The organism is Acinetobacter sp. YH16051 (assembly GCF_013417135.1).
Classification (GTDB): Bacteria; Pseudomonadota; Gammaproteobacteria; order Pseudomonadales; family Moraxellaceae; genus Acinetobacter; species Acinetobacter towneri.
The window spans coordinates 1-1,273 of record NZ_VPEN01000128.1; the positions used below are offsets into that span (position 1 = coordinate 1).

General features: G+C 44.3%; 2 protein-coding genes. Both read right to left on the bottom strand.

Features of this window, described 5'->3' with window-relative positions:
- On the bottom strand, positions 1 to 1,050 hold a 1,050-nt coding region (dcm, locus tag FTV41_RS14820), incomplete at its 3' end, for a DNA (cytosine-5-)-methyltransferase (protein ID WP_179996775.1).
- Positions 1,022 to 1,273 (bottom strand): hypothetical protein (locus FTV41_RS15140; protein WP_218945212.1); only part of this gene is annotated, 252 nt, incomplete at its 5' end. The genes FTV41_RS15140 and dcm, both read right to left, overlap by 29 nt.

The window sequence follows — 1,273 nt, forward strand, 5'->3', positions numbered from 1 at the left end:
CTGATGTTTCTTGGCATAGTTGTAAAGATACTTCCAGAGATTTTCAGTCAATATGTATTTGTCTTCTACTTCCTTTTCTAACACGTCCTGTATGGTCGGACGGACTTCAGGGAAGAGTTTACTGATATTTTTCAGGGAAAAGTCGCCCTTGATATCCAGGCTGCGTTTGAAGCCTACCAGTACAATACGCTCACGGTGCTGGGGAAGGAAGTTCTTGCCGTCAATGATTTTTGGATCATTCGGACCACTCGCGTCAGCATCTGCAACATCATAGCCCAGCTCGTCCAGCGTCTTCATGATGATACGGAAGGTATTTCCCTTGTCATGGCTTTTCAGGTTCTTTCCATTCTCGAGTACGAAAATAGCTGGCTGTTTTGCTGCAATAATACGTGCCACATCAAAAAACAGTGTTCCTTGTGCTTCACATTCAAAACCATGTGCCTTGCCGAGGGAGTTCTTTTTTGAAACACCTGCCAGAGAGAACGGCTGGCATGGGAAACCGGCCAGTAGTACCTCATGATCCGGAATTTCGTTATCAATATGTTCATAAGCTTCATTGATGTCTATATCCGGATCTTCAGTCAGCGTAACCTGTCTGATATCTTCGTTGAATTTATGATGTTGAGGATCACAGTACCAGTTGGCCTTGTAGGTCCGGATGGCTTCCTTGTTCCATTCGCTGGTAAAAACGCATTGTCCCCCTATTTCCTCAAATCCCTTCCTAATCCCGCCAATCCCGGCAAACAGATCAATAAAACGGAATTTATAGTCCGGATGGTGTGCTGGTGGCTTCGGTAGCATCTTTTGCTGAAGCATCTCCACTTCGCCCTCACTGAGTGCCCGTGGTGCACTCTTTCCATTGAGCCATTTATTCAGCGTTTCACGGGTCCAGTCATACTGTCCAACCCTGCGAAGTATTTCAGCAACAGTTTTCTGGTCGTATGACTCCAAGACCTGATTGACCAGCATTTTGTGCTCTTCAATTTTCTGTTTTTCCTGGGTTAGGTACTTTTCATGCAGGTCATCGGCTTGGGAGAGAAACTCTTTCATCTATAAATCTATATTTGGGTATTTTGAGTGATACTTTATCACTCATTTGACCCAGATATAAGCTAAAACATTCATTGTTGCTCATAAAACATCCATTAAAAAGCTGATAGGGGAAAAGCAGCCCTGAATGTAGGTCCAACTGGGCCTTGAGCTTTGTATTTTGCAGTAAACGTCTGATCTGACGTTGTGCACTATGAAGTAACTGAGCAGACTCGGTTTGAGG